Annotated in this window: 24 protein-coding genes and 1 tRNA gene; 17 read left to right on the forward strand and 8 right to left on the reverse strand. The window is 50.3% G+C overall.

Features of this window, described 5'->3' with window-relative positions; translation table 11 throughout:
- Positions 1-97 precede the first annotated feature (97 nt).
- The 3 genes from GYRE_RS21750 to GYRE_RS21760 all read left to right on the forward strand — a co-directional run bounded on the left by GYRE_RS21750 (position 98) and on the right by GYRE_RS21760 (position 2,809).
- Positions 98-862: a winged helix-turn-helix domain-containing protein gene (locus tag GYRE_RS21750; RefSeq protein WP_006819395.1), complete on the forward strand. Its 765-nt coding sequence runs from the start codon at positions 98-100 to the stop codon at positions 860-862.
- Entirely contained in the window at positions 855-1,337 is a 483-nt protein-coding gene (locus GYRE_RS21755; protein WP_006819394.1) for a hypothetical protein, read from the forward strand. Before GYRE_RS21750 ends, GYRE_RS21755 begins: the two co-directional genes overlap by 8 nt.
- A 77-nt stretch (positions 1,338-1,414) precedes the next feature.
- A complete protein-coding gene (locus GYRE_RS21760) occupies positions 1,415-2,809 on the forward strand; it encodes a diguanylate cyclase (protein ID WP_038258415.1) in 1,395 nt (464 codons plus the stop codon).
- A 33-nt stretch (positions 2,810-2,842) separates the two neighbouring features.
- On the opposite strand, the gene GYRE_RS21765 is transcribed toward GYRE_RS21760, so the two are convergent.
- Positions 2,843-4,366: an EAL domain-containing protein gene (locus GYRE_RS21765; protein WP_038258417.1), complete on the reverse strand. Its 1,524-nt coding sequence runs from the start codon at positions 4,364-4,366 to the stop codon at positions 2,843-2,845.
- 293 nt (positions 4,367-4,659) lie between these two features.
- Here GYRE_RS21765 and adiA point away from each other — a divergent pair, with 293 nt between their 5' ends.
- Both adiA and GYRE_RS21775 read left to right on the forward strand, forming a co-directional pair.
- Positions 4,660-6,927: an arginine decarboxylase gene (gene adiA / locus GYRE_RS21770; RefSeq protein ID WP_038258420.1), complete on the forward strand. Its 2,268-nt coding sequence runs from the start codon at positions 4,660-4,662 to the stop codon at positions 6,925-6,927.
- Between the two features lie 128 nt (positions 6,928-7,055).
- A complete protein-coding gene (locus tag GYRE_RS21775; protein WP_038258422.1) occupies positions 7,056-7,586 on the forward strand; it encodes a helix-turn-helix transcriptional regulator in 531 nt (176 codons plus the stop codon).
- Between the two features lie 49 nt (positions 7,587-7,635).
- Here the strand turns inward: GYRE_RS21775 and GYRE_RS21780 are convergent, their stop codons facing one another.
- Positions 7,636-8,211, reverse strand: coding sequence for an HdeD family acid-resistance protein (locus tag GYRE_RS21780; protein ID WP_038258425.1), 576 nt, complete (start codon positions 8,209-8,211; stop codon positions 7,636-7,638).
- 245 nt (positions 8,212-8,456) lie between these two features.
- Between GYRE_RS21780 and hdeA the strand changes: the two genes are divergently transcribed.
- From hdeA to hdeB, 4 genes are all read left to right on the forward strand, one after another.
- A complete protein-coding gene (hdeA, locus tag GYRE_RS21785) occupies positions 8,457-8,771 on the forward strand; it encodes an acid-activated periplasmic chaperone HdeA (RefSeq protein WP_038258429.1) in 315 nt (104 codons plus the stop codon).
- Positions 8,772-9,106: 335 nt separating this feature from the next.
- Complete coding sequence (locus GYRE_RS21790; protein ID WP_038258433.1) at positions 9,107-9,871, forward strand: AraC family transcriptional regulator; 765 nt, start codon at positions 9,107-9,109, stop codon at positions 9,869-9,871.
- Between the two features lie 116 nt (positions 9,872-9,987).
- Complete coding sequence (adiC, locus tag GYRE_RS21795) at positions 9,988-11,325, forward strand: arginine/agmatine antiporter (protein ID WP_038258436.1); 1,338 nt, start codon at positions 9,988-9,990, stop codon at positions 11,323-11,325.
- Between the two features lie 193 nt (positions 11,326-11,518).
- On the forward strand, positions 11,519-11,836 hold the full coding sequence (gene hdeB, locus GYRE_RS21800) for an acid-activated periplasmic chaperone HdeB (RefSeq protein ID WP_038258468.1): 318 nt from the start codon (positions 11,519-11,521) through the stop codon (positions 11,834-11,836).
- Positions 11,837-11,983: 147 nt separating this feature from the next.
- Here hdeB and GYRE_RS21805 read toward each other — a convergent pair whose 3' ends face one another.
- From GYRE_RS21805 to GYRE_RS21815, 3 genes are all read right to left on the reverse strand, one after another.
- Positions 11,984-12,337: a VOC family protein gene (locus GYRE_RS21805; protein ID WP_006819383.1), complete on the reverse strand. Its 354-nt coding sequence runs from the start codon at positions 12,335-12,337 to the stop codon at positions 11,984-11,986.
- A gap of 174 nt (positions 12,338-12,511) precedes the next feature.
- Positions 12,512-12,599: transfer RNA gene (locus tag GYRE_RS21810), tRNA-Ser, on the reverse strand.
- A 143-nt stretch (positions 12,600-12,742) separates the two neighbouring features.
- Positions 12,743-14,365 (reverse strand): ABC transporter substrate-binding protein, encoded by a 1,623-nt coding sequence (locus tag GYRE_RS21815; protein ID WP_006819382.1) that lies wholly within the window; start codon positions 14,363-14,365, stop codon positions 12,743-12,745.
- A 271-nt stretch (positions 14,366-14,636) separates the two neighbouring features.
- On the opposite strand from GYRE_RS21815, the gene yccA reads away from it, so the two are divergent.
- Positions 14,637-15,296: an FtsH protease modulator YccA gene (gene yccA / locus GYRE_RS21820; protein WP_006819381.1), complete on the forward strand. Its 660-nt coding sequence runs from the start codon at positions 14,637-14,639 to the stop codon at positions 15,294-15,296.
- 51 nt (positions 15,297-15,347) lie between these two features.
- Here yccA and GYRE_RS21825 read toward each other — a convergent pair whose 3' ends face one another.
- Positions 15,348-15,830 carry a hypothetical protein gene (locus GYRE_RS21825; protein ID WP_038258439.1) on the reverse strand — a complete coding sequence of 161 codons (483 nt, stop codon included), beginning with the start codon at positions 15,828-15,830 and terminating at the stop codon, positions 15,348-15,350.
- A complete protein-coding gene (locus GYRE_RS21830) occupies positions 15,827-16,594 on the reverse strand; it encodes a winged helix-turn-helix domain-containing protein (protein WP_006819379.1) in 768 nt (255 codons plus the stop codon). The genes GYRE_RS21825 and GYRE_RS21830 overlap by 4 nt, the downstream gene beginning before the upstream one ends.
- 312 nt (positions 16,595-16,906) lie before the next feature.
- Between GYRE_RS21830 and GYRE_RS21835 the strand changes: the two genes are divergently transcribed.
- From GYRE_RS21835 to tusE, 6 genes are all read left to right on the forward strand, one after another.
- Positions 16,907-17,650 carry a fimbrial protein gene (locus tag GYRE_RS21835; RefSeq protein ID WP_051861015.1) on the forward strand — a complete coding sequence of 248 codons (744 nt, stop codon included), beginning with the start codon at positions 16,907-16,909 and terminating at the stop codon, positions 17,648-17,650.
- A gap of 78 nt (positions 17,651-17,728) precedes the next feature.
- A complete protein-coding gene (locus GYRE_RS21840) occupies positions 17,729-18,235 on the forward strand; it encodes a CS1 type fimbrial major subunit (protein WP_038258445.1) in 507 nt (168 codons plus the stop codon).
- A gap of 76 nt (positions 18,236-18,311) precedes the next feature.
- A complete protein-coding gene (locus tag GYRE_RS21845; RefSeq protein ID WP_038258448.1) occupies positions 18,312-21,041 on the forward strand; it encodes a TcfC E-set like domain-containing protein in 2,730 nt (909 codons plus the stop codon).
- Positions 21,034-22,191 carry a CblD like pilus biogenesis initiator family protein gene (locus tag GYRE_RS21850; protein WP_038258451.1) on the forward strand — a complete coding sequence of 386 codons (1,158 nt, stop codon included), beginning with the start codon at positions 21,034-21,036 and terminating at the stop codon, positions 22,189-22,191. Before GYRE_RS21845 ends, GYRE_RS21850 begins: the two co-directional genes overlap by 8 nt.
- A gap of 14 nt (positions 22,192-22,205) precedes the next feature.
- The gene (locus GYRE_RS21855) at positions 22,206-22,763 is read left to right on the forward strand and encodes a LuxR C-terminal-related transcriptional regulator (protein ID WP_038258454.1); all 558 of its coding nucleotides are present in this window, start codon (positions 22,206-22,208) and stop codon (positions 22,761-22,763) included.
- Between the two features lie 67 nt (positions 22,764-22,830).
- Positions 22,831-23,160, forward strand: a complete 330-nt coding sequence (gene tusE, locus GYRE_RS21860) for a sulfurtransferase TusE (RefSeq protein WP_038258457.1) — start codon at positions 22,831-22,833, stop codon at positions 23,158-23,160.
- On the opposite strand, the gene yccX is transcribed toward tusE, so the two are convergent.
- Entirely contained in the window at positions 23,157-23,450 is a 294-nt protein-coding gene (gene yccX, locus GYRE_RS21865; protein WP_038258460.1) for an acylphosphatase, read from the reverse strand. The two genes, tusE and yccX, sit on opposite strands and share 4 nt — an antisense overlap.
- A gap of 381 nt (positions 23,451-23,831) precedes the next feature.
- Between yccX and GYRE_RS21870 the strand changes: the two genes are divergently transcribed.
- The gene (locus tag GYRE_RS21870) at positions 23,832-24,707 is read left to right on the forward strand and encodes a hypothetical protein (RefSeq protein WP_038258463.1); all 876 of its coding nucleotides are present in this window, start codon (positions 23,832-23,834) and stop codon (positions 24,705-24,707) included.
- The last annotated feature ends 244 nt before the right edge of the window (positions 24,708-24,951 follow it).

Here is a 24,951-nt window from a genome sequence, read left to right on the forward strand (position 1 = left end):
AATTCCGCGGTTCGCTTCGCAAAGCCGGGCGACGCTATACTCAGAGATACTTGTTAATCGCTTTCGCCGCGATTCGTTTTGTCATGGTAACAATACGATGTTATGGATAATTAACGATAATATTGAATTTAATCCAGAGAGGAATCGCCTGGCGTCATTATCCAGGCCAGACCTCAACGTTATTCTGACGACACCCGCCAGCCGCTGTTTACGCCTGTTGCTGGAAAATGCGCCCTCCGTTGTCGCGCAACAAACGTTCTTCCAAAAAGTATGGGAAGAAGACGGCATGGTGGTGCCGGCGAATACGCTTTATCAAAACATATCTATTATCCGTCGCGGATTACGTACCGTCGGCGAGACTGAAGATACGCTGATAACGACGGTTCCGCGCAAAGGCTTTCAGATTGAGCCTGGCGTAAACGTAATCACCATCAGCAAAGCCTCCGTGCGGATGGAGGAGAAAAAAGCAGCCGAACCAGGGCGCCCTCGATTACCCTGGCTGAAACGCTATGCACCCGTCCTCTGGATGACGGGGTCGCTGTTCATCGGTATTGCGCTGGGTAATATGGCCTGGCAGACCGTCGTTGATAAGAATTTTTACGACCAGTACACGCTGGTGGAAACCACCCACGGTTGTCACTTTTTCTCCAAAAATGAAGATATCGAAAGCGTTAATCGCTTTGAAAGCTACAAAACCATGATTTTAAAAACGGGTATGGATTGCCAGAAATATCCGTGGGTCTATTTCCCTTCCAGCAGTCGTACGCCCGCGGTCGCGGCACTAATTTGCCAGCAGCCTTATAAAACGCGTGGCGACACTGGCTGTGTAACACTTTTCTTCCGGGGGGCGGCACATGAGTAAAAAACTGCTGCTGGTAAGCTGCCTCGCCCTGCTCCTGCTTGGTCTTGGCATCGGCCATCTTATTCACCTGCGCGCAGAGCAGAACCGCGATCCAGAAAAATGCACAGCCCCCGTGGTGGTGTTTTATAACAACACTCAGGCCAATCTGACGCTGGATTTTATGTATTCACTGAAAAAACATACCGGGGTGGTTTCCGTAAGCGGCACCTACTACGTCGATAATAAAATCAGCGGGGTGATCCGCCGTGATGTCGCTTATGTCTGGAGCGAGAATAAAGACAGCGCCCATTTTATTTCGACGGATGTTAATAAAGTCACCCGTGATGAAACGCTACCCGACGCGGTTATCGAGACAATATTGCCTGACTTTTACGTTTATCCAGGTAAAAGCATCAGCTACACCATCCTGACCCAGGGCCATCGTGGTTTTATGTTTACTATCGGAAAACGCCCGGTGTTTCTCTGTACCCACTAATCTGATTTTCCCCTTCAGCCCCCGGAATGTCTCTCATCTATTACTATTAAGAGACAGACGGCTAAAGGGTAACGATGATGCAGAGCTACGTTGCGAGAGTTCGGGAAGAGTGGCTTGAACTGCTAAGAGACACCGATTCCGACGTGCAGGCCAGCGCTAAGGCGCTGGCTGATGCGCATGCGTGCGCATTAAGCGAAGTGTTTTATCAGCGCATGCTTGCCGACCCGCAGGCAGAGGAGTTTCTGAGTAACGATCAGGTAGAAACCCGGCTGAAGAAATCGCTGGCGCTCTGGATCCAGCGGGTGCTGGCATGTAAAGCCGACGAAGTGGATGCCCTTATTGCCCTCCAGCAGCACGTGGGTGAAATTCATGCCCGTATCGGCATTCCTATCCAACTGGTGGATATGGGTGCCAGAGTGATTAAAAAGAACCTTATCCCGATTATCATCGCTGAAGGCGGTCGCGAAGACGAAAAGATGAAGCTGTTAAGCTTCACCCTGTGTAGCATCGATCTGGCGATGGAAATCATGTCGCGTACCTTTACCTTTGGCGAGAGCAGCAGCCTGAAAGACGATGAGAACTATCGTATTTTCTCATTACTGGAGAACGCCGAAGAGGAAAAAGAGAGGCAGATTGGTAGCCTGCTCAGTTGGGAAATGGATGTCATGTATAAGGTGATGCTGGATTCCGAACTGGGCAGCACACCGCCTATCAGCCGCGCAGATTTCGGCATGTGGTTTACACACAAAGGCCGCCACTATTTCAGCGGTATTGCCGAAGTGGGTTATATTGCCAAACTGATTCAGGAAACCGACGAGCTGTTCTCCCGCTTCCGCGACCCGTCCCGTACCGCGAAACAGAAACATCAGCGCACCGAACTTCTCCTACAGATGAAGAGCAATACGGCACAGATCAACACCCTGCTGCGAGGCCTGTTTGACGATGTTGCCAAACACGAGGTCGGGATGGACGTGCTGACGAAGCTGCTTAACCGGCGATTCCTCGCCGCGATATTCAAACGTGAGATTGCCCACGCTAACCGCTCCGGTACCCCACTTTCCGTTCTGCTTATCGACGTGGATAAATTTAAAGAGATTAACGACGGCTACGGACACGCGGCCGGCGATGAGATATTGCGCAAAATCTCCCAGGTATTTTACGACAACGTGCGCAGCAGCGATTTTGTGTTCCGCTATGGTGGTGATGAGTTTCTGATTGTGCTGACGGAGGCCAATCAGACGGAGACGCTGCGCATTGCCGAACGCATCCGCAGCAAAGCCTCCCGCCAGTCGATCACAACCCCTGACGGTAAGCTGCTCGCAACGACCCTTTCGATTGGTGCCGCGATGTTTGACGGCCATCCGGACTACGAGCGGCTGGTGCAGTCAGCCGATGCAGCACTGTATCGCTCAAAACGCCAGGGTCGCAACCGGATTGAAATGTACATCCTCGGAGATACCCCCTATTCCTGAGAGATCTCCAGCCCGCTCCCGGGAAACCGGGAGCTACTCGACAATCACCGCCTCTTTGTTTTTCGATAGCAGAATTTTAATCAGGTTAATGTAGGTGACGGGTTTGAAGAAATAATAGCCCTGCAACAGGGTAATATGATTGCGATTCAGGTAATCCAGCTGTTCTTTGGTTTCCACTCCTTCCGCAATAATATGCAATGACAGCTTACGCGCCATTTCAATGACGCAGTCGATAAGCTTGCTTGACTCCTCAGTTCCATTAACCCGGCCGACAAAGCTCTTATCAATTTTAATATAATCAATGCTCAAATCATTCAGGTACGACAGCCCGGAATAGCCGGTACCAAAATCATCAAGCGCGATCGCAAAGCCTTTCTCATGCAAGCGGTTGAGATTTTCTACCAGCTGTTTGTTGATAAACAACGGTTCGCGTTCGGTCACTTCCAGCACCAGTTTTATATTCGCCCCGGCAAATTCCTGTTGATAGCGCAGGCAGTCGTCCATAAAGCTGGGAGCGTTCATATGGGAGGCACTCAGGTTAATCCCAATATGAAAGCCATCAGAAAGTTTGCTGAATATGGGCTTCATCTGTGCAGCCACCTGATTCATCAAACTCTGGGTTAAAGGCACAATTAATCCGGATTTCTCCGCAATCGGAATAAACGACACCGGCGAAATAAACCCCACCTTCGGATGCTTCCATCTCGCCAGCACTTCAACACCATAAATAGCCCCTGTCTGGCCGTTCACCACCGGCTGATAGAATGGGACAATCTCGCCGTTGGCGATGGCTTTGCGCAGATTGTCTTCCGGCGTGGTGGTTTTATTCAGATAACGTCTCGCCACATAAGCCGCCATAACTGACAGCACTAACATAAAAAACAGCAGCCCGGCACCCTGGCGCCACATTCGGCCGAGGCTAAAAAACGACGGCAGCTGCCAGTCAATGCTGAATGGATAAGTCTTCGAGGTGAATATCCCGTTGGTAGACTGGTTTTTCCCTACCGGCTGAACATCACCGGAACGGCTAATCATCTGTTGCCCAACCACCAGCGTATAGCCAGCATCATGAATACTCGTGCTCAGCGCCTCACGCACATGGCTGTCGCTGATAGTGACCATCACCCTGCCGTGCTGAATGGCGTTCTGATAGATAAGTATTGGCCGATCGTTCACCGTATCTTTGGCCGGAAGCAGCTTCAGCGGGTCGTCCGGTATTGATTCTGGCTCATTAATCAGCACCCGGTTTCCCGGCAACGAACTGCACCAGATGTCTCCATCTTTAAAGATAAGAATGGTGCGCAAATGAGGGTTCAAGGCCGCCTCTGTCCCCAGCGCGTAAGCGCCCTCTCCGGTACAGCCATCCGCCGCTACGCGCAGCGCCGTGGTCGTCGCATTCCTTGCTTCATCGAGAATAGCATTGATATTTGCTGCTGCATGACGTGCACCATCTGCGCTGTTTAAGCGTGCGGAATACCAGAGCTGAAGATTGATGATAAACACGCCAAAAATAAATAAGGAGATAGGGACCAGCTTAGACAACATGGCATTACGCATAGTCATTCCTTACCAGGAACTGTCGTTTTAAATGCTGTGCAAAGTGATTGGTGGAGCCTTCACCAGCAATAAAGTCTCTTACTGGTATGTAACGATTTTAGATAGCCAATGAGGGGTTTACCAGGTGATGTCTCTCGCAAAATGATTAACGTGACAGAGGTGACATACGGCGACAAATATCGGAATCAGCCATAAAAATAATTGCTCTGTCGATAACCCCCGGAGCTGTGTTTACTCCGTGAAACTCGCGGCGTATTACTTATCGCGTCCACCACAACACAGGGGTTAACGACATGAAAATATTAATTGTTGAAAGTGAGTTTCTGCACCAGGACACCTGGGTCGGCGCGGCGGTAGCGCGTCTGGCAGAAGCGCTGCGCCGTCAGAATATTGAGGTGCTGCAGTCTACTACACTCGACGATGGCTACGCTATCATTGCGGCGAATGAAGCCATAGATTGCCTGATGTTCAGCTATCAGATGGAAGAGAAAGATGAACATCAACGCGTTCGCCAACTACTCGATAAGCTTCATGAGCGTCAGCAAGAGGTGCCGGTATTTTTGCTGGGCGAGCGCGAAAAAGCCACTGCTCTGATTGATCAGCAGCTGATGGAGCTTATCGATGAGTTCGCCTGGATCCTCGAAGATTCTGCTGATTTCATCGCCGGACGCGCGGTTGCCGCCATGAACCGCTACCGTCAGCAAATGCTGCCGCCGCTGTTTTCTGCCCTCGTGAAATACAACGGCATCCATGAATACTCATGGGCGGCCCCCGGCCACCAGGGCGGCGTTGGCTTTACTAAAACGCCCGCCGGCCGGATGTATCACGACTATTACGGCGAAAACCTGTTCCGTACCGATATGGGGATTGAACGTGCCTCGCTGGGTTCATTACTGGATCACACCGGCGCCTTCGGTGAGAGTGAGAAAAATGCAGCGCGGGTATTTGGTGCTGACCGCTCATGGTCCGTTGTCGTCGGCACCTCCGGCTCCAACCGTACCATTATGCAGGCCTGTATGACCGATGATGACGTAGTGGTGATTGACCGCAACTGCCATAAGTCGATTGAACAGGGCCTTATTCTTACCGGTGCCAAACCGGTCTATATGGTGCCCAGCCGCAACCGCTACGGCATCATTGGGCCTATCTACCCGCAGGAGATGCAGCCAGAAGCGCTGCAGGACAAAATCCGCACCAGTTCGCTCACCCACGAATATGCGGCCCATAAACCCTCCTACAGCGTCATCACCAACTGTACTTACGATGGCGTGTGCTACAACGCCAAAAATGCCCAGGCGCTGCTGGAGCAGACCTGTGACCGCATTCATTTTGACGAGGCCTGGTACGGCTACGCACGCTTTAACCCGGTGTACGCCGACCATTTCGCGATGCGCGGCAACCCCGGCGATCACAGCGGCCCGACCATTTTCGCTACCCACTCCACGCATAAATTGTTGAATGCGCTTTCTCAGGCTTCCTACATTCATGTTCGCGAAGGGCGCGGCGCGGTGAACTTCTCCCGTTTCAATCAGGCCTACATGATGCACGCCACCACCTCGCCGCTGTATGCCATCTGCGCGTCCAATGATATTGCGGTCTCGATGATGGACGGCAACAGTGGGCTGTCGCTGACTCAGGAAGTGATCGACGAAGCCGTCGATTTCCGTCAGGCCATGGCACGTCTGTATCGCGAGTTTACCGACAGCAACGACTGGTTCTTCAAGCCGTGGAACAAAGAAACGGTTGTCGATCCGCAAACCGGTAAAGAGGTCGCGTTTGAGGATGCGCCGGCTGAACTGCTGAGCCGCGATCAAAACTGCTGGGTCATGCGCCCGGGAGAAAGCTGGCACGGTTTTAAAGATTTACCGGATAACTGGAGCATGCTGGATCCAATTAAGGTCAGCATTCTGGCGCCGGGTATGGGGGATGACGGTAATCTGCTGGAAAGCGGTGTACCCGCCGCGCTGGTTACCGCCTGGCTTGGACGCCATGGTATCGTGCCAACCCGCACCACCGACTTCCAGATAATGTTCCTCTTCTCGATGGGTGTGACCCGCGGAAAATGGGGGACGCTTATCAATACACTGTGCTCCTTTAAGCGCCATTACGACAATAATGCTCCCCTGTCACAGGTCATGCCGGAGCTGGCAAATCAGTACCCGGACGTTTACGGCGCTATGGGCGTTCATGATTTAGGTGACAAAATGTTCGCCTGGCTGAAAACCAACAATCCTGGTGCCAGCCTCAATGCCGCCTACGCCTCTTTACCGGAAGCCATGATGACCCCGCGTGATGCTTATCAGGCTATCGTGTCCGATAACGTTGAGATGGTGGCGATAGAAGGATTGCCAAACCGCGTGGCGGCTAACTCTGTCATCCCGTATCCGCCAGGAATTCCGATGCTGTTATCCGGGGAAAACTTTGGTGATAGCACCAGCCCACAAATTGCCTACCTGCATGCCCTGCAGTCCTGGGACCACGAGTTCCCTGGTTTCGAGCATGAAACCGAAGGTACAGAAATTATTGATGGCATTTATCACGTCATGTGCATAAAGGCCTGAGGTAATCGACGGCTTTTAGCATAATACCGTTTGTTTAAAAGCCTGGAATATAGAGTAGTAGATTTAAATCCTGAGTCTTATTTTGCGCGGGGTCTCCCCGCGCCTTTTTTCAGATATGGAGCCAGGTTATGATTTTAATGGTCACTAAAGATGAATTTCTTTTCCAGGGGGTGACACATTTGCTGAATAATGAAAAAGTCATCAGAGTAGAGGACGTTTCGGATTTCAATAAACAGATAACGGATCCTGCAAGCAAAGTGATTATCGACGTCTACCACAACAACGTTATCGACGATAATGCTGTCAGCATCATCCAGTCCCTCAACGTGGACAGAATTATCGTGCTGGCCCCCTTTCACATCAGTAAGATAAAGTGCCGTTCGGCGATGTTTTTCGTGAACCGAAGAATGCCACTGACAAAATGGCTATCGCTGTTAACCGCAAGTCGAGCCGCCTATTGCAAACCCAAAATGGGTTTCTCACACAATCAGTTTAAAATTGTCAGCCACTTTTTAAATGAAGAAGACAACGACGATATTGCATCAGCTTTGAATATTTCAGAGAAGACCTTGCGCAGCCAGAAATTTAATATCATGCTCAAACTAAAACTGCGCAGGATGAGCGATATCGTCACCCTCAATATCTCCCCCTACTTTTAACTATCTTTAATCTTGCATGATCTACCCGTTACCGGGTAGATCATTCCCATTATATCCGTGATTTAATGAATGAACGCGCCAGAATCCAACAGCTAAACGCGCTCACAATAAGCTCAATCCCTGCCACCAGAGAAACCATCATGATTGACGCCTGCGGCGCGGCGCTGATGAAGCACCAGGCAATCAACAGATCGAGCACGCCGATAACCAGCTGAAGCCAGCTCCCTTTGACCTGGCGATGGTTAAACCAGGCCGTAATACGGATGACCCCGCCAAGGGCAAACAGGCATGCGAGGAAAGTGGCTATCGCAAACAGGCCAAGTTCCGGCGTGGTAATAAACAGGTAGCCCATCACAACATACGCACAACAGACCAGGATACCTGACACCACTGGCCAAAAATTATGCACCCGATTTTTTATCATGATCGCCATATAGGCGATGCTGCTACAGATCAGCACCACGCCCAAAATCAAGGCCAGGATATCACCGGAGATAAAGGGAAACGCAATAAACAGAACGCCGGCAATAAGCATCAGAGCAGCAATCAGTCTGAGCAGATTTTTTTGTTTCTCAAGCACCTTCATATCAAGTTTAGAAATAATACTCTGATTAATATTTAACATATTACACCTCCATAACACTAAAAATAAAAACACGGCGTAAATCTACCGCAAACGCGTGCAAACCGATAAAGTAGATTTAATAATATATTCTGATAGCAAACTCCGAAAAACCACGACAACCTGTTGATTCATAGTCATTTATTGCAAGAAGAGAAAGCTAATGAAATATCCCTGGAAACTGGTTCACAATACTGAGAGTGATATAATAGCGACGTAACGTTAAATGTGTTATTGAGGATTTAAAAATGAAGAAAGTAACCGGTCTTATTCTTGGTAGTCTGCTGTTGATTCCCGCTCTTAGCCAGGCAGCGGAAACACAAAAACCAGTAAACAACTGGACCTGCGAAGACTTTCTGGCGCTGGATTCCTCTTTCCAGCCAACGGCTGTCGGTTTTGCCGAAGCATTAAACAGTAAAGATAAACCGGAAGATGCCGTTATGGATGTTAAAGGTATTGAAACTGTGACTCCGGCCGTAGTGCAGGCCTGTACGGAAAACCAAAAAGCCAGCTTTAAAGGCAAAGTAGAAAGCGAGTGGGACAAATTTAAACAGCATATTTAGTCAAAGACATTCCCGTTAAGCCATTTTAGACTTAACGGGTCCCTCAGTGGGGGCGATCATGAGTAAACGATTACAACATCGCTCCTGCTGGCTATATTTAAAGCGTTCCCCTTCCTTCATTTTCTCTCATTGTCAACCCCGTCACAAAACACACCAGAATCTTGCCACTGCTGTCATAAAAAATTTACACCCGTGATTTCCTGACCCTAATTGAAATTATCATCTGGTAGTGTATTTTATGCCTGCTGTGATTTCATCATACAATTAACCTTATTAGCCTCAACACCCCCCCTTTTAATTGAGGTATTTCTTATTCGTATTCCCGGAGTGCGAGAATGAGACTTTGTAGTAGTGCCCCCTGCGTGGTAGTTTTGACTGAAAAAGACGTTGATGTAAAAATAAACGATACGACCTCGTTAATATTACCAGCAAACCATTTAAACGTAATTTCTTGCAATAATAACATTATCGATTTTTCCTACTTAGATAATGCACTGGTTGCGCATATGAGTCGCTCGATTTTGAATGATTATCTGCAGTTTTTGAATAGGGATCTGACGCAGATCACCCCATGGCCTCGGCAAGCCATTCCCGTTATTTCGCGCCACTGCCGAACGCCCGACGTATTCCGTGAAGCGGCGCTGCACAGCGTCCTTGAAACCAATGAGGCCTGTGAAATTGAGCGTACCCGCTCCTTATTGTTTACCGTCCTCTCTATCTTTCTTGAGAGTCCCGGGTTCATTGCCCTGATCATGCAAATGCTGCGTAATAGCGTTAAAGATAGTGTGTACCAGATTATCCAGAGTGATATTCACAAAGAGTGGAACTTAAGCCTGGTCGCCAGCGCACTCTGCCTGAGCCCCAGCTTGCTAAAGAAGAAACTAAAGTATGAAGACACCAGCTATAGCCAGATAATTACGGATTGCCGAATGCGCTATGCCGCGCAACAGTTATTAATTGCAGATAAGAATATCTCGCAGATTTCACAATTATGTGGATACCGAAGTACATCTTACTTTATTTCAGTATTTAAGACATTTTATGGCACGACTCCGTTACATTATGTCACACAACATCGCCAGGAGTGTCTGACTGCCTGACCAGATTATGACATCAGCCATAATTATATCGGCAACGGACATACCCCCCTGAGCCATCTAAAATAATGCCGGCAGTGCGCTATTATTTCCCCCGAATTACATTCAGGAGAAATACTATGTCGACCGACGCTGACGCGCACAAAGTGGGCCTTATCCCCGTCACTCTGATGGTTTCGGGGAATATCATGGGCTCAGGGGTTTTTCTGTTACCTGCCAATCTGGCAGCGACCGGCGGGATTGCAATCTACGGATGGCTTGTCACTATTATCGGCGCGCTGGCGCTGTCGATGGTGTACGCCAAAATGTCGTCTTTAGATCCCAGTCCCGGCGGTTCATATGCTTACGCCCGCCGCTGTTTTGGCCCGTTCCTGGGCTATCAGACTAACGTCCTTTACTGGCTCGCCTGCTGGGTGGGTAACATCGCCATGGTGGTGATTGGGGTTGGCTATCTGAGCTACTTCTTCCCCATTCTTAAAGATCCGATGGTATTGACTATCACCTGTGTGGTCGTGCTGTGGATTTTCGTTTTGCTGAACATCGTTGGGCCAAAGATGATCACCCGCGTACAGGCCGTCGCCACCGTGCTGGCGCTGATCCCCATCGTCGGGATTGCCGTGTTCGGCTGGTTCTGGTTTCGGGGTGAAACCTATATGTCGGCCTGGAACGTCAGCGGACTCAGCACCTTTGGCGCTATTCAAAGTACGCTCAGCGTGACGCTATGGTCTTTCATCGGCGTGGAGAGTGCCTCGGTTGCTGCAGGCGTGGTGAAAAATCCAAAACGTAACGTACCGATTGCCACCATCGGCGGGGTGTTAATTGCCGCCGTCTGCTATGTGCTCTCAACCACCGCGATTATGGGGATGATCCCGAATGCCGCTCTGCGCGTCTCAGCCTCTCCCTTTGGTGATGCCGCCCGCATGGCGCTGGGCAACACCGCCGGGGCAATCGTATCGTTTTGTGCTGCGGCCGGGTGTCTTGGCTCACTGGGCGGCTGGACGCTGCTGGCGGGTCAAACCGCAAAAGCTGCGGCGGACGACGGTCTGTTCCCGCCTATCTTTGCTCGCGTGAACAAAGCCGGAACCCCGGTCGCTGGGTTGCTTATCGTCGGTGTGCTGATGACCATCTTCCAGTTCAGCAGCATTTCGCCAAATGCGGCAAAAGAGTTTGGCCTGGTCTCTTCCGTCTCGGTTATCTTCACCCTCGTGCCTTATCTCTATACCTGCGCGGCGCTACTGCTCCTGGGCCACGGCCACTTTGGTAAAGCACGGCCGGTATATCTGCTGATCACCTTTATCGCCTTCGTCTATTGTATCTGGGCCGTCGTGGGATCCGGGGCGAAAGAGGTCATGTGGTCATTCGTGACGCTCATGATCATCACCGCATTTTATGCCCTTAACTACAATCGCATTCATAAAAATCCCTACCCGCTGGATGCCCCGGTAGATAAGGCATAAAGTGATAGCAATTCATAAGAGACAAGTTAACCGTTAAAAAATAGCAATATCAGCGCCAAATAATATCAGTAATGGCTATTTTCACTTCACTGCCATCCATTTATTTTTTGGCGCGTTATTATCTGTTCATCCGACATATCAAGCATTGCCGGCCATATCAGTACCTCAATATGTATTTATGGAGTTTATCATGATTAACAAATTTACACTGTCAACCGTCGGTATTTTCGCCACTGCAATCCTTGCAACCGCAAGCGTGAGTGCTGTAGCCAAAGATGTGACGCCTAATAATATGAGTTGCCAGGAGTACATCGACCTCAACCCGCAGACCATGGCACCGGTGGCATTCTGGATGCTCAATAAAGATGTCGATTTTAAAGGCGGTGATTACGTCGATTTCAATGAGACAGAGACTACCGCCGTTCCTCTGACTTTAGAAATTTGTAAAAAACATCCGCAGAGCGCGCTGAAAGATATTAAAGACACCGTAAAAAACGAGCTAAAAAAGTAGCCGAAGAACACTGACGGCCACAAAGATATCCCCCTATATTTGTTTCCGGGAATTGAAACTCCCGGCACCGTCAAATTTACACCCTCTCGATTCAGGTGAGGGTGTAAACCTTCAACGTTAAGTCCGTATGTCATTCCCGGGCAGCCTTCAAGCAAAATGCATCAGAATATTTACCACCTTCCCCAGCGGATCGCGCACGTAGAACCGACGCACCTGCCAGGGCTCATTGGTGAGAGGATATAAAATCTCCAGCCCTTCCGCCTGCGCTCGCGCGTAAATTTCATCCACGTTATCCACTTCAATAGAGAGATCCGGTACCGGGGTACCCGAGCCACCTTCAGAAGCGATACCCAGCTGCGGTCGCATCTGGCTCTCACTGGCATAGGTCAAAAGCCAGCCATGATCCATGACGATTTTCAGGCCTAACAAACGTTCGTAAAACGACGCGGCGCTGTGGGGATCCTCTGCATGAAGATTGGTGACAATGCGAAGTACAGCCATGAGCTTACCTTTTCCTATGGCATGAAAATGCCATACCCACAAAAGTAAGTAGTGTAGTTCAGTTTCTGACAGGAGGAATGCTGCTGGGGTTCGCGGCGGATGCCGGTGATGCATATTGACGAAAGAGAGATAAAAAAAGGGGTTACCTTTCGGTAACCCCTTTTTTCTTCCATCTGGCGGAAGCGCAGAGATTCGAACTCTGGAACCCTTTCGGGTCGCCGGTTTTCAAGACCGGTGCCTTCAACCGCTCGGCCACACTTCCGGAATGAGGCGCACTATAAACATCCCCGTGCGCCATGTAAAGCCTTGTTTTGTTCGTTTGCCTGAAAAATCAACAAAACGCAATTAATCGACTGAAATAACAGCGAATTGAGCACATTTCCAGCACAAACATCCCTTTCAGAACTAGTGTTTGATGATGTACATATCTTTCGTGTAGTAGAAGCCAAGCTTATCCGGCGTAAAGCCCCCCACCCACGGTTTCACCAGGTGTGTTCTTACATAGTGATAAATCGGGATAGCAGGTACATCCTGGCTCAGAATGTCTTCGGCCTGCTGGTAGTATTTCCCACGCTCGGCCACGTTCTTCGCTCTTGACGCTTTATCCATCGCCTCGTCGAAAGCGGGGTTGCTGTATTTCGTCGTATTCTGGCTGTCACCGGTGTAGAAGTTTTTCAGGAACGTTGAAGCGTCGTCGTAATCCGCAATCCATGCATAACGCACCACGTCGTAATTGCCGCTGTGCATATTGTCGAGCATGGTTTTCCACTCCTGGTTCTGCAGCTTCGCGGTCACGCCCAGATCTTTTTTCCACATCGAACTCGCCGCAATCGCAATGCGCTGATGAGCTTCCTGGGTGTTGTACAGCAGATTAAAGGTCAGCGGATGATCCTGATTAAAGCCTGCCTCTTCCAGCAGTTTCTTCGCCTCCGCGACGCGTTTTTCCTGCGGCCAGCTGGCGTACTCCGGGTTTTTGAGCTTAACACCGCCAATATCAGGCTGGCTGACTAACCATGCCGCCCTCTGCCCCTGCCCCATCACCTTCTGGGCAATAATGTCCTTATCCAGCGCCATGTTCAGCGCCCGACGTACGCGTGGGTCGTTAAACGGCGCTTTGGTGGTGTTGAACTGGTAATAGTAAGTCGCGAGCTGCGGCGAGACGTTCACCTGCGTGCCCAGGGTTTTCTGCAGCTGAACAAACTGGTTAACCGGCACAGTGGAGGTAATATCGATCTCTCCCGCCCGGTAACGGTTAACGTCGGCCGTTTCTGAGGCAATTGGCAGATACGAGACTTTGTTAATCACCGTATGCTGGTCGTCCCAGTAACGCGGGTTGCGTACCGCTTCTATACGTTCGTTGACCACCCACTTCGAGAGTTTGTATGGGCCACTGGTGACAATATGCTCTGGTAGAGTCCATTTCTCGCCGAATCGTCCAATCAGCACCTTATCCACCGGCACCATCGACTGATGCGACAGCATGGCTAAAAACGCCGCGTTCGGCTGCGTCAGCGTTACCTGAAGCGTCGTGTCATCCAGCGCTTTAACTCCCAGTGCGTCCGGCGCGAGCTTACCTTCTGCAATTTCTGCGGCGTTGGCGATACGCATCGTGGCCGGGTAAGTGGCATAAGGGGAGATAGTTTTTGGATCGACCAACCGTTGCCAGCTCCAGACCACATCGTGGGCGGTAATCGCGGTGCCATCAGACCACGTGATTCCCGGGCGCAGATGGAACGTCCAGATGGTGTTATCCTTCTCTTCCCATTTCTCGGCGAGGCGCGGCTCCACTTCCCCTCGCACGTTAACGGACACCAGCCCTTCGAAAAGATCCCTGATGATATTGGCTTCTACGTCGCTCTCCACCTTGTGGGGGTCGAGTGAGGCCGGTTCACTGCCGTTATTTCTGACCAGCTCCTGCTTTTCAGCCAGCACCGTGCCGGCGGGAACGGTGGCGGCGAAAGTCATCGATGTTGCACCGAGCAGCCCGACGCTGAAGATAAGTTGCGTGATGTAATTATGTTTTTTCATATCCCTTGCCTGTTTGCGATTATTTATTGCGACACCGCTTCCAGTCTTAGACAGAGATTCTCAATAAAGCAATGTTTTTCAGTAACCTATAAGATGTCGATCTACCCCAATGCAGCAAAAAATCGTTCGTGCTATTTTCAGACAAAATGATGAAATAATATGCTACCCGTAAGGGCCGGAGGATCGGTAAAGTTGGGTAAAAGCGCTGGGGCTTTCGCGCGCGTTTTTTTATGCTTAGTTATTAATGATATCAGTCATAAGAGAGTGACTTATGGATCGTATAATTACATCTACACGCGATCGTTCATCGCTGCTGAGTACGCATAAAGTTCTGCGTAATACCTATTTTCTGCTGAGCCTGACGCTCGCGTTTTCAGCCATTACCGCCACCGCCAGCACCGTCCTGATGCTGCCGTCACCGGGGCTGATTCTGACGCTGGTCGGCATGTACGGCCTGATGTTCCTGACTTACAAAACGGCGGATAAACCGGTGGGTATTCTGTCCGCGTTCGCCTTTACTGGTTTCCTGGGGTACATCCTCGGCCCAATCCTGAACGCGTATCTGTCTGCGGGCATGGGCGATGTTATCGGAATGGCGCTGGGCGGTACCGCGCTGGTGTTCTTTAGCTGCTCCGCCTACGTGCTGACCACCCGCAAAGATATGTCGTTCCTCGGCGGTATGCTGATGGCTGGTATCGTGGTGGTACTGATTGGAATGGTGGCAAACATCTTCCTGCAGCTGCCTGCACTGCACCTGGCGATTAGCGCGGTGTTCATTCTGATCTCTTCCGGCGCCATTCTGTTTGAGACCAGCAACATCATCCGCGGCGGTGAAACCAACTACATCCGCGCCACCGTCAGCCTGTACGTGTCGCTGTACAACATCTTCGTCAGCCTGCTCAGCATCCTGGGCTTCGCCAGCAAAGACTAAGTACGTCAGCGCCATAAACGAAAAAGAGAATGCCACGGCATTCTCTTTTTTTTAACCGTATTCTCCCCGACAAATATAAGTGGGATAGAAGCGGTCCTGAATCAACCAGACCGCAGGCGCCACCTGTGAAATGGTGAGATAGTATCGTGCCCCGCTCTGGGCAAAACTGCCCCACACACCGTCCGGCGTATTGTCATTATGCCGTCGCGTTGTCTGCGTATAGGTGAGCGTCATCGCACCCGCATCGCTCAGCGGTTTCCAGACAAAATTAACATCGCGGTCGATCATCATTGGCTGCCCACGAGAGGACGCCGCGCCCTTATAGGTCGTGACACCAGTCCCGTTGCGATGAAAATAGAACTGCGCCACCGTATTCACTCTGACCTCGCTGGTTTTTCCTTGATTACGCGTGAAATTAAACTCAGTCGTACAGGCCAGTACATCCTGCTTTCGGCTCCACGAATGCGAGAAGTAGATAGCCAGCGCGCTCCCAAGAACAACCCCTCCTAAGCCAAACAGAAGTTTAATTTTCATTCTTCTGCCCCACTTTTGTAACGGATGGTTTTGCAGAGGCTGGATTTATTCACCGGACAGGCGCCAATAAAGACTTCATCTGCCGACGAAATCGAAAAACGTGCACTGAAATAGTAGAGGTTGTAATGCTCACGCTGGCAGTTGACCTTATTTTCCTCCAGCAGTGGCGCTAGCCTCGATAATACCAGCGGTCGCCCGTGGTCATTGATTAGCCAGATTTTGCACCCGGCAATACCCTCCTCGAAGGCTTTCAACTCCAGTGGCACGCTAATATCACGAGGTAAACACAAGTAGGCTCCCAGCCCTGCCACTGCCAGTAGTACGATGAGACTGTAATACCAGCGAGTTGAAAAACGGGCCTTCGTCGTCTGTGAGACAACTTCAGGTTCCTTCAGCGTTTTTTCGGGCGCTTCACAACAGTGATGCTTCTCCGCTATCTGACACACCACCTCAGCCTCAAAACGAAATCCAAAGCGTGGCACGGTGACAATCAACGGCTCGCTCTCACCCAGCGACTGAAAGGCTTTGCGCAGCTCGCTGACCGCTTTGTTGAGATTGTTTCCAGAAGGGGTATAGCCAAAATCCTGCCAGACGCGAGTGATCAATTCCTCCCGACTCAGGTCGCTGCCTTTATGGCGAATAAACTCCAACAATAAGCGCACCCCTGGTGCCGACAGAGTTAACGTAGATTCAGCCTGACCAACCAGGCTGATTTGCTGTGCTCCAGGATCAAATAACAACGAATTATTGCATATGAACAACATATAAAAATCTCTCGTTTACCGCGCACATTCTCTTTACGCCTCAACGGGCGCAGGCGATGAATGCCCCTGCATAAATCGCATATTTTTTAAGCAGAGGAATAACACTGCACAACCATGACGACGGTATTTTCGCTTAACTATACAGCTTTAGAGACAGGAAATCAGGATAAATAACTGTATAAACTCAGTTAACAAATACAAATATCCTTAAAACCCTGTTCTGGCTAAAGTTTCCCTGCCCTGAAGTTATGCGAAAGCCAATGACGAAATGGACGTCACTCATCACTACGAATGAACACAGGCAGGTGGAAGTTGAAACAAAATAAATTATTGAATAGCAGAAACACATTGCATGCCCTTGTATCGACATTGTCTCTTTTTAGCGGAGTGACAATGGCAAATATGAGCGTGTACCCAATGGAACTGAATATGGATAGTTCAGGTACCGCACAAATTAAAGTGGCATCAAAAAGTGATGATATTCAGTTCATTCGGGTGACGCAAAAGAAAATTCTTAACCCAGGGACACCACTGGAAAAAGAAGTGGATGTCGCCTCATGGAAAGAAGGTGGCATGGTCGCGACGCCGGCAAAGTTTGCGCTTGCCGCCGGCTCGATGCGCGTCGTGCGTCTGGTATCACTGACGCCACCACCAGTGGAGAGCACCTGGCGCGTGTACTTTGAGGGCGTTAAACAGCCGGACAATATTCTTTTGGAAGATAAAAATCGCCCGACTGCCACAGCAAAACTGGGGGTTAACGTTATCTGGGGAGCCCTGGTTCATCTGGCTCCACAGCACCCGGTTGTTTCGCTAAAAATTAATTCTCTGGAGGGGAAAATCATTAATGATGGAACGCTTCGGGTACCACTAAAAGAAATTGCGGTCTGTCATTCTGGTGAGCAATGTCGATGGTTTAAAGAAGATGCCACGATTTATCCAGATACCAACCGAAAATTAAAAACCCTGACCAGCATGAAGGGAGATAAATATAAATTTCGCTACTTCAACTGGCTGACAAAAACCAGTGAAGAGGCTGATTTACCTGTCGTGAATTAGCACGACATATAAGTAATAACCACAACCGTGGTTGGTTTCAAGGGCTGTTGAGGCCCGTATATTAATATGGAGATATCAATGCGTCATTCAATTAAACCTCTGCTGATCGTTGCTGCAATGGCTTCCTCTTTCAGCGCCCTGGCTATTCAAAAAGACATCACCGTGAATGCGAGTGTCGATTCTCAGCTGGATATGACTCAGGCAGACAACACGCCGCTGCCGGCCAGTATCGATATGCAGTACCTGCCGGGCCGTGGTCTGGACAGCTATCGGGTGAATACCAAAGTGTGGTCAAACTCCGCCACCAGCAACGTCAAAGTTCGTCTGGTCAGTGCCGCGCAACTGAGCAACGCCGATGGCGATCAAACCGTACCGATGACGGTCAAGCTGGGCGATAAAACCCTGACCACCACGGATGCTGAGTTCACCGGAGCTGAACTATTCCCGGGCAGCATCGAGAACGGCTCTGCGGTTCTGCCGCTCATCATTTCCCAGACCACCAAAGGGATCCTCAAAACTGGCCAGTACAGCGGTGTGGTAAGCCTGATGCTGACCCAGGCGACCACCGCGGAAGGCGGCGCATAAATCCAGCAATACGTTAAAGGAATCAACATCAGAGGGTATTTCCCTCTGATGTCAGGACGACATCAGAGGCTTGTTCATGGCTTTTTACCGCAATACTCTCCTTTTTGCCGCGTTGTTACCCGCTTCCATATCGCTGGCTTGCGCTGAGATGGCGGTCCCGGCCGGGTTTGAGGAGTTAGCAAAAAGTCAGCACTTGTGGATTGAGGTGACGCTTTACGGTGACTCACTCGGTCTTTTTGAAACCGATATCACGCTTGAGAAGGTCAGTTTCAGACAGCCTGAATCACTTATTGCCGTCATCAAAAAACGCTTTAATGATGACCCGCGCCTGCTCTCTGCCATCGGTGCTGTACTTGCCGCTCCGCTACCTCGTAACGGTAATCTGGCCTGTAGCAGCAACGGCGACGCGCGTGGATGCGATTATCTCGACACCGACAGTGCAGCCATCATTTATGATGAAAATAACGCGCGCATTAGCCTGTTCCTCGACAAACATTTCCTGGCGAAACCCTCAGTAGACAGGCAGTGGTATCAGCCCACGCGTGAAACCGAGAATGCGCTGGTGCATCAGCAAAATATAAACTTTGTCGCCGATCGCGATTATCAGTCGATCAACGTACAGGGCAATGGCGCGCTGGCAGTCACCCAGGACGGCTATTTCAATCTTGACTGGAACTGGCAGGGACAACGCTCGCGCCACCAACAAACGCAGGATGTGACGGTGAACAACGCCTGGTTTCGTCAGGACCTGTGGCGCCAGTACTACGTCCAGTTGGGGGAAATGGATACCCGCGATCTCTTCAGCAATGCCGGGGGTAACATTACGCTCAGCCAGCTGCCCGTGGGTAAAATTCGTGGCGTGCGCGCAGGCTCTACCCGCGCATGGCTGAACCCCGTTCAGCAATCTCAGGGAACCCCGGTCACGGTATTTCTGTCGCATGATGCACGCATTGACGCTCGTCGCGGTAACCAACTGCTCGGTAGTTTTTACCTGAACGCAGGCGCTCAGGCACTCGACACCCGCGCGTTTCCCGACGGGAGCTATACGGTCTCGCTGGCTATTTATGAAAATAACCGCCTGCTGCGTACCGAAGAAGTCCCGTTTACGCGCACCGGCGTCACCCCTTTTGATCGTATCGAATGGTTTCTTCAGGCAGGAGAAACCGATAACGACACGCAGGACTCCTCACGCTCTCCGGTGGTACAGGCGGGAATACGCCTGCCCGTAACCTCAACCATCGCACTGACCGGCGGGGCAACGGTCATCCGCCAACACCGTTTTGCAGAAAATGCGCTCGACTGGAGCCATGGTTTTAACACCGGCCCCATCGACGGCGTGTTAAGTACGCGATTCAGCTACCTTTACGGCAGCCAGGGTGAGCGCGGCAACATCCAGCAGGTGAGCTATAACGACGGTTTTTCGCTGAGCTTCTACCGCAACGCGCTGACAGCGGAAAACTGCGACAACCGAAACTCAGGATTTTACGGCGTGAGCGGCTGTTATCGTTCGCTGTCGCTCATGCTCTCAGTTCCGGTAGGCGGGTGGTACGCCAGCCTCGGCTATTCCGATAACCACAATGAAGGCCGCTACATCGCCCGTCGCGATCTGCCCGATAGCGACGATCGGCATAATAGCGGGACACCCTGGGAGCAGGTCTACATGACCCGCTCGCATTCTCAATCCTGGCAGGGTGGACTGAGCAAAGCCTTCAGTACCAATGGTCTGAATATCAACAGCAGCATTAACCTGTTTATGCGTAACGACAACGAGACTAGCGGGAAAGACAAAGGTGGCTACCTGAGCGTTAGTCTGTCGCTGGCGCACCAGCGGCAGGGCGACGCTTCAAGCTATACCTCGCTGGGCGCCACCTGGCAACAGCAGCAGCACCAGGCCGGGAGCCTCAGCTATAACGTGGCGCACAACTGGTATGCCGACGCTCGTGGTGAAAACGAATATGGTCTGAGCGCCTCCGGCATCAACAGCGATTCCGTGAACACGTCGGCCTATACGCGGCTGGGCGGTCAATACGGTAACGGCAGCCTGACGGTGAGCGACAGCTGGGAGCGGCAAACCCAACGGCACACTTTCAGCAGTAGCGGGAACTACAGTTCAACCCTCGCTCTCGCACGTTCCGGGCTGTGGCTTGGGCGCTGGGGAGACGGACGACCGGCTTCCGCTATTGGCGTTGATGTCTCGGCTCCCGAGGAAGAGCAGGATAGCCGGATCGCGGTTTCACTCGACAGCGGCGGCAGCGCTGATATTGCGGCCAACCGCCGGGCGCTGTTTGCCGTTCCTGGCTACCAGCAAACCACGTTAACCGTCAACGAATCTCTGGATGTCTCCCGCGGCGCGAGCAGCGAAATTACGCAGGGTTCAGGCAGCCGCGCGGTCTTTATGGTGCCGGGCAAGATGCTGCGCCGCGAAGTTCGTACGATGGCCAACTACACCTGGCTCGGCCAGTTGACCGATGAGCAGCATGCTCCGCTATCGGGCAGCATCCCATTGAACGTCAACGGCTGGAACGATCTCGGCAACGGCGGTTTCAGCGCGCAGAGCGATGCGCTGTTGCAGGCATTGTATCTGGTACGCCAACAACAGTTTTACCAGTGCGCACTGCAGGTTAAAAGCATGCACGACGTTGTGCGTTACGTCGGCACCGTGACCTGCCGTGAGCTCACCTTCTCAGCATTGCCGGAAAACGTTCAACACCAGGCACAGCTGATGCTGGCAGGACGTGCTCAGCCTTCGCGCCCAACGGCAATGAACACCAGGGACACCTCAGCAACAGGAAAATCTCATGAATAACCTCGTCACTATCCTCATGCTGCTGAGTTTGTGGGCCAGCCAGGCACTGGCCGGGGCTCCGGCTGGCAGAAATACCAGCGTCAGCATCAGCTACGATCGCCCGACGCCCCCCGCTCGCTTCGACATCTGGTTGCATGAACCAACGGGTTACGATCCGGTGGATCCGCAAAAATGGGGGCGTAATACCCTGACCTGTTTGTCGCGCACCGATGCCACCAACGGCGCCTGCATGAACGCCCCGGTCTGGTTTTCCGCGAACCCGGCAGCGCCTTACCCCATCTCCCTGCGCTTTACGCATGACCTGAGTAAAAAAACGGTCGATCTCAAAGTGTACGGTGAGAAGCAGATGTTTATTAACGGGAAAGTGTTTAACTTCGCCAGCTATGTCACCGGCGGCACAGCAGATCTTTCTGCCTGGAATAAAGAGCCCTATTTCGATTTCTATATCGTCAAAAGCGAGCTCGATAAGCTTACCCTGCCGGGTATCTGGAGCGCGACCCTGAAGCAAAACCTGCGCGAATGGGGAAGTGCTACCTGTGGTGGTAATTTCAACGACGCGAGCATCGGCTGCCCGGGCTATCTCACTATTGCCAACTGGCAGGCGAATATTCGTATTGAGGTTGTCGATCCCGCCAATCAGCAAATTTATCTCCCGGCCTTTCCGCACTCTACGCCGATAGTGAACCTTAATTTGAGCAACTATCCGGGTCGCCCTGGCGGAAGCGAAATCAAAGGGCAATCTTCGCTGGATATGTGTTTGTATGACGGAAAAAACGCCACCACCAGCCGGGTGATATTGCGCTTCGCGGACGTGGGGACAGCCGGCGCAGATCGTGCGGCGGGCGCCTTCTCGGTCTGGCGACGCGGCAGTAGCAAAACAGAAACGCGCGATCGCGTCGATTATCAGGTGTCTGTCACCAACCCGCTCACCGGTGCCACGCAAATCGCCAGTAACGGTACCGATATCATCTGGCAGGGTACCAATGACCGACGCATTCTGCGCCAGGTCGTGTTACCCGGCGGCAGCGAGAGCGTGCTGTGCGTTCCAGCGCCGATTACGCTCACCACACCGGCATTTGCCGCCAGCAGTAAAAATGCCGGCGACTATACCGGCACGCTACGCATTATCTACACCCCCAGTACGTTATGAGGGGGGAGAACACGATGAAATACGCCATTCTGGATAGCAATACTTACTACGCTTTAGGGTTGCGCCATCTGGTATTGCGCAGCAGCGAGGCCGCTGAGACGACTACCGGCGATATTCGCTGGCGACGGGCGTTGCTTACGATGGACACCATTATCGTTCGTTGTCATTTTTCACTGACATCCAGCCAGCAGAGCCTGCTGGGGATCTTATCCAGGCTTGAGAAACAATGCTGGAACGGTAGATTATATCTGGTGTGTAACGAGCAGGGCTGGGCGCTGGCAACCCACCTGCGTAAACGGTTTTCGGCTCTGGAGATCCACCTTCTGGACGTTAACTTCAGCGTACGCGACACCACTCGTCTGCTGACAAAAGCACCGCGTCGCTCTATGTATCGCAGTCTGGATTTCAGCCTTACCGACGTTGAATTTACGGTATTGAACCTGCTAGCCCGCGGTTTCTCAGTGCCTTGCGTCACTCGTTCTACCCGTCTGACAGGAAAACAGGTGTCTATGCATAAGTGTAATGCGCTGAGAAAGCTCAATGCTGACAGCCTGGTGCAGCTGCTGATTTGAGCGGTGCCTTATCCCCTGGCGGCTTTTTTGTTACACTGCCGCCAGTTTTTTCACGCGACAACGACTCATGTTTATATTTGAAGGCAACGAAATTGACACCGATAGCGATGGCTATCTGAAAGACACCACCCTGTGGAGCGAGGCGATGGCGGCGGTTATCGCCGAAAACGAAGGTATTACGCTCTCCCCTGAGCACTGGGAAGTGGTGCGCTTCGTGCGCGAGTTTTATCTCGAGTTCAACACCTCACCGGCTATTCGTATGCTGGTTAAAGCGATGGCGAATAAATTCGGCGAGGAAAAAGGCAACAGTCGTTATCTGTATCGCCTGTTCCCGAAAGGCCCGGCAAAACAGGCCACCAAAATTGCCGGTCTGCCTAAACCGGTGAAGTGTATTTAATAGCGGATATCGAACTTATCCCAGCGTTTGGTGGGTTGATGCGGCTCGGTAAGTACCCGGTCGACCCGCGCGCTGCGCGGCCCTCCTGCTTTCAGCCATGCCACCAGCGCGTCAACCTGTTGCGCCTCGCCGCAGGCCAGCACTTCCACACTGCCGTCATCGAGATTACGCGCGTAACCGGTCAGCCCTAGCTTCAACGCCTCTCGCTGCGTGCTGTAGCGAAATCCGACGCCCTGGACCATGCCGTGAACCCAACACCTAACACAAATACAACCACTTTCATTGTTCATCTGTTCACCTGTCTATCGGCTAAAGTCTCTTCTCAATGGCATAAAAATCATGATAGTTATAATTATAAACATGTTTAATACATTCATGAATTTACGTAAGCATCTGTATTTTCTAATAATTATCATAAAGTTATAAACATTGCATTCCTAAACACGCCTGATTGAATCATGTTTTGGCCAAGACTAACTCTAAATTCATTATAAGCAATTGTTTTACAACAACTATATAGGGTTCAATCCTTTCAATATGGTCATGTATAATTTGATTAAAGAATGAAAATGGACTTTACCTGTATAAATTTACAGGTATAATATTCATATTGTTTTTCATAAAAACAAAATGGAGTATAGTGCCTTAACTCATTGATTAAGGGCTTTAAAATGGCAGATTCCTTTGGGATTAGGATTGATTACAAAGCAGGCAGAAATAGGCCCGAGAAAGTCTTTGAGGCAATGGCAATGTACATCAATGCCTACGAAGACCTCATACAATTACTGTCTCAAACTGTGGGTTGCAAAGAGGAATTCAGTTTTGTACTCGATACAGTCGAAAAAGGTTCCATAATCACTTATTTGAAAAAAAGACATGAGCAAGCTGTTGACTTAGTTACCGCAACAATTCTAAAAGAAGTTAAAGAGACCAGTAAAATTTTAAAAGGGATTTCAACCATTGAAGGCGAAAAACAGATCGATGAAATCGCTGAAAAAGTGGACGAAAGATTAACGAAGGCTTTTCCTGAAACTTTTTCTATAGCACAGTCTGAAATCGAAAGAAAAACTTTAGCGAGGATACTAAAACGCTTAGCCGATGCTAACTTAAATATGCGACAAGATGAGTCTGTCGACTTAATTTTGAATAAGAATAAAGATATGGCGGTAAAGCTAAATACTCATTTCAAATTTTCTGCAAACTTAGATGATTTATATGTTGAGGGTAAAATTCATAAGAATGGCATTACCGATAGATTGTTTATTGTAAAGCCTGTCAATGATGGAAATTCACGTTGGGATTGTAAAAGTTTGAATATGAATCAAAGGTTTGATGCTGTCATGATGGATAAAATCTGGTTGGAACGTTATCAAACAGGATTAATCCCTGCAATTGGTCCAAGTGATATCATGCTTGCAAAGATGAATTTAACTATTAAAACCAAAAAAGATAGCAAATTAAATAAAGTATTACATGCCGAAATTTTCGAGGTCATTGATATTATAAAGAACAGTGAGGGAATGAAAAATGAATCGCTTCATTTCTAACTTAGCAAATGGTGATAATGATAAGGCAATATATATAAAAAGACTTCTTTCGTCTTGGTACTTTGTATTTCTTCCGTTTGTATTGTTAATTATTACTAAAATATACTCATCGAGCCTCAATGATATTTTTTTGGTATCAGATTGGTCTGTAGCTTCTTTCATAATCTATGGGCAATTAATTAGTCAAATAACAGCAAATAGCATCAGTCTTAAAAAATGTCTCCGATCACGGATTGGAATATTA

The organism is Yokenella regensburgei ATCC 49455 (assembly GCF_000735455.1).
Lineage (GTDB): Bacteria > Pseudomonadota > Gammaproteobacteria > Enterobacterales > Enterobacteriaceae > Yokenella > Yokenella regensburgei.